The organism is Mycobacterium sp. (assembly GCF_052144515.1).
In the GTDB taxonomy this organism is placed as follows: domain Bacteria; phylum Actinomycetota; class Actinomycetes; order Mycobacteriales; family Mycobacteriaceae; genus Mycobacterium.
In genome coordinates this window covers 40,771-50,762 of the sequence record NZ_JBKQQD010000279.1, presented here as the reverse complement: position 1 = coordinate 50,762, position 9,992 = coordinate 40,771, and the positions used below count along the sequence as shown (strand labels likewise).

Below are 9,992 nucleotides of genomic sequence, written 5' to 3'. Positions count from 1 at the left end.
TTGCCCGACCCACTGGGCCCCAGCAACGCCGTCAGCGAACCGGCGGGCACCACGAAATCCACATGATCCAGCGCGACGAAATCCCCATAACGCTTGAAGGCGTCACGCACCACAATCGCGTGGTCAGACCCAGCGTCGGTCATTTCAAGTCTCCTTGTCAGGCCTGTCTGGCCGCGCGCGCCCGGCGGGCATCGAGAACCACCTGGACAACCAAAACCAGTACGGCAACACCCATCAGCAGCGTCGACAGGGCGTAAGCACCATATTCGGCCCCGCGGTTGTAACGGTCGGAGACCAGCAGTGTCAGCGTTTGCGACTTCCCGGGGAGGTTGGACGACACGATGATGACCGCGCCGTATTCACCGAGGGTGCGCGCGATGGTCAGCACGATGCCGTAGGTCAGGCCCCACCGGATGGAGGGCAGCGTGATCCGCCAAAACGTCTGCCACCAGCTCGAACCCAGGGTCGCGGCCGCCTCCTCCTGATCGGTTCCCAATTCGTGCAATACCGGTTCCACTTCGCGAACCACGAACGGCAGGGTGACGAAGACGCTGGCCAGCACGATGCCGGGCAGCCCGAAGATGATCTTGATCCCGAGGTCTTTCTCGACAAAGCCCAGCGCGCCAGCCGATCCCCACAGCAAGATCAACGCGACACCGACGATGACGGGCGAGACCGCGAACGGCAAGTCGATGACGGCCTGAAGCACCCCTTTGCCACGAAATCGGTTGCGGGCGAGCACCAATGCCGTCGGGATGCCGAAGATCACGTTCAGCGGCACCACAATGGCCACCACCAGCAGCGAAAGGTTCAGCGCCGATATCGCCGCCGGGGTACTCACCCAGTCATAGAACTGACCCAACCCGGGTTGGAAGGTCCGCCACAGGATCACCGCTACCGGAATGACCAGCAACACAACGATGTACGCCAGAGCAAGAGATCGGAGAAGATAGCGAACCCGCGGCGAAGATGTCACGGGGCCAACTCCTCGCGTTTGGCCGCACGCGCGCCCACGATGCGCAGCAAGAGCAGTACAACGAACGAGATTGACAGCAGCACAATGGATATCGCGGCGGCACCGGTGCGGTCGTCGTTCTCGATCAACGTTCGGATCCACTGCGACGACACCTCGGTCTTGCCCGGCACCGCGCCACCGATCAGCACCACCGAACCGAACTCACCGATCGCCCGCGAGAACGCCAGGCCGGCACCGGACAGCAATGCCGGCAGCAGCGACGGCAATATCACCGAAGTGAAGATCTTCGGGCCGTTGGCGCCCAGCGACGCCGCCGCCTCCTCGGTCTCCCGATCGATTTCCAGCAGCACCGGCTGAACGGCGCGCACAACGAACGGCAACGTGACGAACGCCAGCGCCACACCCACACCCCACGCGGTGTGCTGCAGATGAAGACCCACCGGGCTGTTGTGCCCGTAGAGGGCCAGCATCACCAGGCTTGCGACGATGGTGGGCAACGCGAAGGGCAGATCGATGATCGCGTCGACCAGCCGTTTGCCAACGAAGTCGTCACGCACCAGCACCCAGGCGATGAGCAGACCAAACACGATGTTGATCACCGTGACAGCGACCGAGATGGTCAGGGTCACCCGAAACGACTCCAGCGCGGCATGCGACGTGACCGCCAGCCAGAAGGCCTCCCAGCCCCCACCGGCGGCCTGCCATGCGATCGCGGCCAGCGGGAGCAGCACGATCACCGAAAGCCACACGATCGCCACCCCGACCCGAAGCGACGTGTCGCCCGCCCGCCTACGCGAACGTGCATCCGTGAGCGCCCCTCTCGGCACCCTGGTTATCGGCGCACTCATCCGGTGGCCTGCGTATAGATCTTGGTGATGCTGCCGGCGTTCTTGTCGAAGAGCTGGGGGTCGATCGTGCTCCAGCCACCGAGGTCGGCGATGGTCCACAGTTTCGCCGGCATCGGGAACTGGTCCCGGAAGTCGGCGGCGACCGCGGGATCGACCGGCCGAAAACCCGCCTGCGCCCACACCTTCTGCGCGGCCGCGGTGTATTGGAAGTTTTTAAAGGCGACCGCGGCTTGGAGGTGGGGGCTGCTGGTTACCACCGCGACCGGATTTTCGATCTTGAAGGTCTGCGGCGGATTGACGTGCTCGACCGGCTTGCCTGCCCGCTCAGTCGCAATGGCCTCGTTCTCGTAGCTGATCAACACGTCTCCGCTGCCCTGGACGAAGACATCGGTGGCTTCCCGTCCTGACCCAGGACGCAATTTGATGTGTTCGCGTACCAATCTGGCGACAAAGTCAACGCCGGCTTGGCTATTCGTGCCCCCTTCGCTCTTGACGGCGTATGGGGCGAGCAGGTTCCACTTGGCCGACCCCGAACTCAGCGGGCTGGGCGTAATGACCTGCACGCCGGGCCGCAACAGGTCATCCCAATCCTTGATGTTCTTCGGATTACCTTTGCGCACCACGAACGTCACCACCGACCCGAACGGGATGCCCTTGGTGGCGTCGGTATTCCAGTCCTTGGAAACCTTGCCGGCCTTCACCAATCGCGTGATGTCGGGTTCGACCGAGAAGTTCACGACGTCGGCAGGCTTGCCGTCGACAACACCGCGTGACTGGTCGCCTGAGGCCCCGTATGAGGTGATCACCTGCACGCCCTTGCCCTCCTCGGAGGCGTTGAACGCGGGAATTACCTTGCTCCAGCCGGGTTCTGGGACCGAGTAAGCGACCAGGGTGATGCTCGTGTGCGCGTTGGTCAGCCCCCCACCGCCAACGACGTCACTGGCACCACCCTGACACCCCGCAACGACAGCGACAATCAGGGCAAGCGCGACAACGGGGCGCCGCAAAGCGCGCCCGATGTCGTTAAGCATTCCTGGCCTTCCGTAGGGGACTTTTGGCTGTAGGTCCCGTTGCTGCGGAAAGGCGATCGGATCAGATGTGCGGAGAATTCGCTAACTCCATACCAGACCGCGCACGGGTGTGGGACTCAGCGACAACAGTGCACAAAGGCACAGCACTCAAGGCCACAGGACGCTGCGTGCATGGCGCGAAGCCTAACAGACTTTGCCCGAGTGTCATCTCGAGCAAGCGCGGACGCCTCAGTGCGTCAGCAACCAGGTGACGATGACCAGCACCACGAGCGCGACGAGAACCAACGTCACCCGAGAGCGCGGCATGCCGATTACCCGGACGCCCCGTCGGTGCGGCGGAGGAGGCGCATCAGCTCGATGCCCTTGCCCAGCAGGCGGTCCAGCAATAACGCCGTGACGTAAGCCAGCGCCAACACCACCGGCATCACCACCAGTGCCTGCAGCACGAAGGCGAGCCCTGAAAGCCACAGCTCGATGCCGTCCCACCAATTCAGGAGCCCGTTCACCAGGTTCACCCTATATTCCCCCTGGATTCCTCCTGGTCCCGCCGAGACCACCAACCGGTGTGTCAAGATCGGCAGGTGTCTCCCGCAGCCCCGGAAGCCGAGGCAACCACCTGTCTGATCGCCGGCGGCGGACCGGCGGGAATGATGCTTGGCCTGCTGTTGGCCCGCGCCGGCGTGGATGTCACGGTGATGGAAAAGCACGCCGACTTTCTGCGTGACTTCCGCGGCGACACCGTGCACGCGAGCACGTTGCGCCTGCTCGACGAACTCGGTTTGGCCGAGCAGTTCGCGCAGCTGCCGCATCGCCTCATCGACACGGCCCGGATGCAGCTGCAGGGCCAATCCGTGGATCTCGACCTGACCCACCTCCCCGGCGCGCATCAGCACATCGCCCTGGTGCCGCAGTGGGACTTCCTCGAGATGCTGGCCACCGCCGCCGAGGCGGAGCCCAGCTTCCGGTTGATGCGCAGCACCGAGGTGACCGGAGTGGTCCGCGGGCAGGACCGCGGCCGCGACAATCGCGACAATCGCGTTCTAGGCGTCACCTACCGCGACGAATCCGGGGTCAAGGAGATGCGCGCCGAACTGACGGTGGGGTGCGACGGCCGCACGTCGGCCGTGCGCTCGGCAGTTGGCCTGAGGCCGCGAGCCTTCGGCGCGCCGATGGACGTCTGGTGGTTCCGGTTGCCTCGCCAGCCCGACGACCCGCCCGGACTTGCCGGCACGTTCAAGGCCGGGCACGGGGCCATCTTGATCGACCGCGGCGACTACTACCAGATCGCCTACATCATTCCCAAGGGAACCGACGCCGAGATGCGGTCGCAGGGTATCGAATCGTTGCACCGCGTGCTGGTGAGCATGGTGCCCTGGCTTGCCGAGCGCGTCGCCACATTGACGTCATTCGATGACGTGAAACTGCTTGATGTGCAACTCAATCGGCTCCGGCGGTGGTACTCGGGTGGTGTGCTATGCATCGGCGATGCGGCGCACGCGATGTCGCCGGTCGGCGGCGTCGGAATCAATCTGGCGGTGGCCGACGCCGTCGCCACCGCGCGGATACTGGCCGGACCGCTGCGCGCCGGGCGGGTATCCAACCGGCAGCTGGCCCGGGTGCAAGTGCGCCGCTGGATACCAACGGCGATGGTGCAGGCGGTACAACGCGTGATCCATGCCAGAGTGATCGCCGGCGCGGTCACCGGCACTGACCGCGAACCGCCGCGCGCCGTGCGGCTGGTGAGCCGCACGCCGGCGTTGCGCCGCTTGATCGGCTACATGATGGCGATCGGGCCGCTGGCCGAGCACACACCCGAGTACGCCAAGCGTCCCGGGTAAACCCCACATCTCGGTCAATCAATGGACGCCGGGCAGGTCGACAGATGATGATGTCGGCATGGTCCTGCACGTCGAACCCGCCGACCAACCCGCCCAACCTGCAGACGAGACCGCTCAATCCGACGTCGACGCCGAGGCTACAGCGTTTGAAGCGGTCAACCGTGCCGGCAAACCCGCGCCGTTCGATTTCAGCTCGCCCGCGCCGTTCACCTCCGGCGGAGCGCTGCGCAATCCGTTCCCGCCGATCGCCGATTACGCCTTCCTGTCCGACTGGGAGACGACGTGCCTGATCTCGCCCGCCGGTTCGGTGGAGTGGCTGTGCGTGCCCCGGCCGGACTCCCCCAGCGTGTTCGGCGCGATCCTGGACCGCAGCGCGGGCCATTTCCGGATCGGCCCGTACGGCGTCTCGGTGCCTTCGGCCCGCCGTTACCTGCCGGGCAGCCTGATCATGGAAACCACCTGGCAGACCCACACCGGGTGGGTGATCGTGCGCGACGCGCTGGTGATGGGAAAGTGGCACGACATCGAGCGCCGATCCCGAACCCATCGCCGGACTCCGATGGATTGGGATGCCGAACACATCCTGCTGCGTACGGTGCGCTGCGTGAGCGGCACGGTTGAGTTGATGATGAGCTGCGAGCCGGCGTTCGACTACCACCGCGTCGGCGCCGTGTGGGAGTACTCGGCCAACGCGTACGGCGAGGCCATCGCGCGCGCCGGCAAACACCCCGACGCCCACCCGACGTTGCGGCTGACGACCAATCTGCGGATCGGGCTGGAGGGGCGGGAAGCTCGCGCTCGCACCCGGATGACCGAGGGCGACGACGTGTTCGTCGCGCTGAGCTGGACCAAGCATCCCGCGCCGCAGACCTACGAAGAGGCCACCGACAGGATGTGGCAAACCACCGAGTGCTGGCGGCAGTGGATCAACATCGGTAACTTCCCCGACCACCCGTGGCGGGCGTACCTGCAGCGCAGCGCGCTGACGCTGAAGGGGCTGACCTATTCCCCCACGGGCGCGCTGCTGGCGGCCAGCACCACCTCGCTGCCGGAAACGCCGCAGGGCGAACGCAACTGGGACTATCGCTACGCCTGGGTGCGCGACTCGACGTTCGCGTTGTGGGGGCTCTACACGCTGGGACTGGACCGCGAGGCCGACGATTTCTTCGCGTTCATCGCCGACGTGTCCGGCGCCAACAGCAACGAGCGCCATCCGCTGCAGGTGATGTACGGCGTCGGCGGCGAGCGCAGCCTGGTCGAAGAGGAACTGCACCATCTGTCCGGCTATGACCACGCGCGCCCGGTACGGATCGGCAACGGCGCCTTCGACCAGGTCCAGCATGATATTTGGGGATCGATCCTGGACTCCTTCTACCTGCACGCCAAGTCGCGTGAGCAAATCCCGGAGACCTTGTGGCCGGTGCTCAAGAAGCAGGTGGAAGAGGCGATCAAGCACTGGCGCGAGCCCGACCGCGGAATCTGGGAGGTGCGCGGGGAGCCCCAGCACTTCACGTCGTCGAAGGTGATGTGCTGGGTCGCGCTTGACCGCGGATCCAAGCTGGCCGAGCGACAGGGCGAGACGAGCTACGCCCAACAGTGGCGGGCCATCGCCGAGGAGATCAAGGCCGACATCCTGCAGCACGGGGTGGACGCCCGGGGCGTGTTCACCCAGCGTTACGGCAGCGACGCACTGGACGCCTCCCTGCTGCTGGTGGTGCTGACCCGGTTCCTGCCGCCGGACGATCCGCGCGTGCGCAACACCGTGCTGGCGATCGCCAACGAACTCACCGAGGAAGGGCTGGTGCTGCGCTACCGGGTGCACGAGACCGACGACGGGCTCTCCGGCGAGGAGGGAACCTTCACGATTTGCTCGTTCTGGCTGGTGTCGGCGCTGGTCGAAATCGGCGAGGTGCGTCGCGCCAAGCGGCTGTGCGAACGGCTGCTGTCCTACGCCAGTCCGCTGCACCTCTACGCCGAGGAGATCGAACCGCGAACCGGCCGGCACCTGGGCAACTTCCCGCAGGCGTTCACCCACCTGGCGCTGATCAACGCGGTGGTTCACGTGATCCGCGCGGAGGAGGAAGCCGACGGCTCCGGGATGTTCCAGCCCGCCAACGCGCCCATGTAGCGGTTAGATAGCCGTCAGCTCAGCGCGCTGACTCTTTCCATCATGAGGTGCGCGATGTCGAAAGCCGTGGCGTTGGTAACGCTCGATCCTTGCAGCGACCGGCTCGATGCATTGAAGAAGTCGACCTCGACCTCGACAAGGCAATTGCCCCGTACACCGATGGCCCGCCCCGCTGGAATCGACGTCGGATCCTGACCGAGCGAATCGAACGCGATCGCAACGGTTCCCGCGAGAACTGACGGGGCAACTTGTACGTTCGTGATCTCCGCCTTGAGCCTGAACACGGCGTCCGGCAATAGCACCGTGTGACCATCGCAGCCCTGCCACTGCTGGGCGAATCTTGAGAAAAGCGCGTTGGCGTCGGCCGCCGTGGCCAGGCTGACCACGCCCTCCTTGATGCTGGTCAGCTGGGCGGGCAGGGCTGCATGCCGCCAAGCCTCAACCGCAACATCGTTGACTTTGCTTGCGCCATAGACGCTTTGGTGCAGCATCTCTGCGACGCCGAGGCAGTCGGCAGGCGAAAACGAACCCAAGTCCTGCAAGGCCTCGGGACCGCCGAACCGCGGCGGAAGGCGAGAATCAATCACGAAGGGCTGTTGGAGAATTCTCGACAGCATCTTGTCACCAAGCAGCACCTGCCTGACTGCTTGCCCGGTGAGCGACCGAGGCTCCAAACTTGGCGGTGCTTGAGCTTTGCCGCCGGTGACGGCGGTGCAAGCGGTGGCGAGCAGTCCGATGCCCAGCACGGCAACCGCCCGCGCCAAGCCGCCTCGCACCACCGTCATGGCCAGTGCCTCGCTCCCCTACTCCTTGCCTACTTCTTGCCGGTGTCCCCACAGTGCTTTTGTGGATAATGCTGCCGCGCTTTTGTGGATAATGCTGCCGCAAACTACTCGAGCAGCGCGCTCGACACGCTGGCCTTTGTTTAACTTTACGTTACTTTTTGTTAACTTTGTAAACAGCTTATGTTCATCATCAATGTTACGTCCGATGTGCGGCATCAACGAGCCGACTACATCAAAATGATCTCGCCGAGCGGCGTCGGGCAGCGCGGTTCCATCCGTTCGGGCGACGAAAATCCATGCCGCCCAACCCTTTCCACCGCGACTGGCAAACTACCCTAGAGGTTCCTATGAATTCGCTGATGAGGCCGAGTCCACTAGGCTGCTGACGCAGCCAGTGCGCAGCACGGCTACTTCTTGCCTTTCTCCCCCTTGTCGCCGCCAGCGTCGGTGGACAACGCGGCGACGAACGCCTCCTGCGGCACCTCGACCCGCCCGATGGTCTTCATCCGCTTCTTGCCCTCCTTCTGCTTTTCCAGAAGTTTGCGTTTGCGGGTGATGTCACCGCCGTAGCACTTGGACAGCACGTCCTTGCGGATCGCGCGAATGTTCTCGCGCGCAATGATTTTCGATCCGATGGCCGCCTGCACCGGCACCTCGAACTGCTGACGCGGGATCAGCTCCTTAAGCTTGGCGGTCATCTTGTTGCCGTAGGCGAACGCCGAATCCTTGTGCACTATCGCGCTGAACGCGTCGACGGGCTCGCCCTGCAACAAGATGTCGACCTTGACCAGCTGAGCCTCTTGCTCACCGGCCTCCTCGTAGTCGAGGCTGGCGTAACCACGGGTGCGCGACTTCAGCGAGTCGAAGAAGTCAAAGATGATCTCCCCCAACGGCATTGTGTAGCGCAGCTCCACCCGCTCCGGCGACAGATAGTCCATGCCGCCCATCTCGCCGCGGCGAGACTGGCACAGCTCCATGATGGTGCCGATGAACTCGCTGGGCGCGATGATGGTGGTCTTCACCACCGGCTCGTACACCGTGCGGATCTTGCCCTCCGGCCAGTCCGACGGGTTGGTCACGACCATGGAGTCCTCCGCCCCGCCCGCGCGCCCTTCTATGATCACGCGGTAGACGACGTTCGGCGACGTCGAGATCAGGTCCAGGTCGAACTCGCGCTCCAGGCGCTCGCGGGTGATCTCCATGTGCAGCAAGCCCAAAAAGCCGCACCGGAACCCAAAGCCCAACGCCACCGAGGTTTCCGGCTCGTAGGTCAGGGCCGCGTCGTTGAGCTGCAGCTTGTCCAAGGCGTCGCGCAGATTCGGGTAGTCCGAGCCGTCGACGGGATACAGCCCGGAGTAGACCATCGGCTTGGGTTCGCGATAGCCGGTCAGCGCCTGCTTGGCGCCGTTGCGCGCCGTCGTCACCGTGTCGCCCACCTTGGACTGGCGGACGTCCTTCACCCCGGTGATCAGGTAGCCCACCTCCCCGACGCCCAGGCCTGCGCTGGGCTTGGGTTCGGGCGAGACGATGCCGACCTCGAGCAGTTCGTGGGTGGCGCCGGTGGACATCATCGCGATGCGCTCCCGGGGGCTGATCTTGCCGTCCACCACCCGGACGTAGGTCACCACGCCGCGGTAGATGTCGTAGACGGAGTCGAAGATCATCGCGCGAGTCGGTCCGTCGGCGGCGCCTTGCGGGGGCGGCACCTCACGCACGACGTGGTCGAGCAGGTCGGCGACGCCCTCGCCCGTCTTGCCGGACACGCGCAGCACCTCGCCGGGTTCGCAGCCGATGATGTGGGCGATCTCACCCGCGTAGCGGTCCGGGTCGGCGGCGGGCAGGTCGATCTTGTTCAGCACGGGGATGATGTGCAGGTCACGGTCCAGGGCCAGGTAGAGGTTGGCCAGGGTCTGCGCCTCGATCCCCTGCGCGGCGTCGACCAGCAGCACCGCGCCCTCGCAGGCCTCCAGCGCGCGCGATACCTCGTAGGTGAAGTCGACGTGGCCCGGGGTGTCGATCAGATGCAGCACGTAATCCGTGTCACCCACCCGCCATGGCAGCCGCACATTCTGGGCCTTGATCGTGATCCCGCGTTCCCGCTCGATGTCCATCCGGTCCAGGTACTGGGCCCGCATCGAGCGCTCGTCGACCACGCCGGTGAGCTGCAGCATTCGATCCGCCAGCGTGGATTTGCCGTGGTCGATGTGGGCGATGATGCAGAAGTTCCGAATCTGCGCCGGCGCGGTGAAGGTCTTGTCGGCGAAACTGCTGATGGGGATCTCCTGGACTGGGGTGCTTGAGCGGCGGTTCGCCGATGTTCAGCGTATCCAGGCAGGGCGGCGAGGACACAATTCGCCGCGATCAGCGGTCTGCGCGCACGACTAAA

The 9,992-nt window shown here is 64.9% G+C and carries 9 protein-coding genes and 1 pseudogene; 3 read left to right on the top strand and 7 right to left on the bottom strand.

Features of this window, described 5'->3' with window-relative positions; genetic code table 11:
* The 5 genes and pseudogenes from ACLP9N_RS18355 to ACLP9N_RS18335 form a co-directional block, all read right to left on the bottom strand.
* Positions 1-143: pseudogene (locus tag ACLP9N_RS18355) on the bottom strand (sulfate/molybdate ABC transporter ATP-binding protein); the annotation flags it as partial.
* A 14-nt stretch (positions 144-157) separates the two neighbouring features.
* Positions 158-976 carry a sulfate ABC transporter permease subunit CysW gene (cysW, locus tag ACLP9N_RS18350; protein ID WP_442408752.1) on the bottom strand — a complete coding sequence of 273 codons (819 nt, stop codon included), beginning with the start codon at positions 974-976 and terminating at the stop codon, positions 158-160.
* Positions 973-1,824, bottom strand: a complete 852-nt coding sequence (gene cysT / locus ACLP9N_RS18345) for a sulfate ABC transporter permease subunit CysT (protein WP_442408751.1) — start codon at positions 1,822-1,824, stop codon at positions 973-975. The genes cysW and cysT overlap by 4 nt, the downstream gene beginning before the upstream one ends.
* A complete protein-coding gene (locus tag ACLP9N_RS18340; protein WP_442408750.1) occupies positions 1,821-2,855 on the bottom strand; it encodes a sulfate ABC transporter substrate-binding protein in 1,035 nt (344 codons plus the stop codon). Before ACLP9N_RS18340 ends, cysT begins: the two co-directional genes overlap by 4 nt.
* Before the next feature lie 311 nt (positions 2,856-3,166).
* Positions 3,167-3,361, bottom strand: coding sequence for a hypothetical protein (locus tag ACLP9N_RS18335; RefSeq protein WP_442408749.1), 195 nt, complete (start codon positions 3,359-3,361; stop codon positions 3,167-3,169).
* Between the two features lie 75 nt (positions 3,362-3,436).
* On the opposite strand from ACLP9N_RS18335, the gene ACLP9N_RS18330 reads away from it, so the two are divergent.
* A complete protein-coding gene (locus ACLP9N_RS18330) occupies positions 3,437-4,693 on the top strand; it encodes an FAD-dependent oxidoreductase (protein WP_442408748.1) in 1,257 nt (418 codons plus the stop codon).
* A gap of 58 nt (positions 4,694-4,751) precedes the next feature.
* A complete protein-coding gene (locus ACLP9N_RS18325; RefSeq protein WP_442408747.1) occupies positions 4,752-6,821 on the top strand; it encodes a glycoside hydrolase family 15 protein in 2,070 nt (689 codons plus the stop codon).
* A 14-nt stretch (positions 6,822-6,835) separates the two neighbouring features.
* On the opposite strand, the gene ACLP9N_RS18320 is transcribed toward ACLP9N_RS18325, so the two are convergent.
* Positions 6,836-7,567, bottom strand: a complete 732-nt coding sequence (locus ACLP9N_RS18320; RefSeq protein ID WP_442408746.1) for a sensor domain-containing protein — start codon at positions 7,565-7,567, stop codon at positions 6,836-6,838.
* Positions 7,568-8,013: 446 nt separating this feature from the next.
* Positions 8,014-9,885 (bottom strand): translation elongation factor 4, encoded by a 1,872-nt coding sequence (gene lepA, locus ACLP9N_RS18315; protein ID WP_442408757.1) that lies wholly within the window; start codon positions 9,883-9,885, stop codon positions 8,014-8,016.
* Here lepA and ACLP9N_RS18310 point away from each other — a divergent pair.
* Entirely contained in the window at positions 9,791-9,991 is a 201-nt protein-coding gene (locus ACLP9N_RS18310) for a hypothetical protein (RefSeq protein ID WP_442408745.1), read from the top strand. The two genes, lepA and ACLP9N_RS18310, sit on opposite strands and share 95 nt — an antisense overlap.
* Position 9,992 lies beyond the last annotated feature (1 nt).